Here is a 360-nt window from a genome sequence, read left to right as displayed (position 1 = left end):
CGCGCGGGCTGATCCGGCTGCGCCGCTCGACCGACGCGTTCCGCCTGCCGAGCCGCGAGCTGGTCGACCGCTGCGTCGAGCGGCTGGCGGTGCCGGAGATCGGCGCTCATGACCTGGTCATCGCCTACCGCTGCCAGTCCTCTGACGGTACGGCAGCCTACTACGTGCTCGTCAATGCGGACCGAATCGCTCGGCTGCTGACGCTCCCGGTCGATCTGACCGCCGGCGAGGTGCTGGTCGACAGCGAGCGGGCGGGCATCGAGCCGCTGTCGGAGCCCGTGGGCCTCGAGCTAACGCCGACTGGCGTCGTGCTGGAGCCGCTGACGGCAGCGGTGATCCGGCTGGCGACGCAGCTTGCGT

At 71.4% G+C, this 360-nt stretch carries 1 pseudogene; it reads left to right on the top strand.

From position 1 onward, the window contains the following. Positions 1-360, top strand: a pseudogene (locus tag PA598K_RS36985) (pullulanase); the annotation flags it as partial.

Source organism: Paenibacillus sp. 598K, assembly GCF_003851045.1.
In the GTDB taxonomy this organism is placed as follows: domain Bacteria; phylum Bacillota; class Bacilli; order Paenibacillales; family Paenibacillaceae; genus Paenibacillus_D.
Note: the sequence above shows the minus strand (reverse complement) of the source record. Positions and strands in the feature narration are given on the sequence as shown.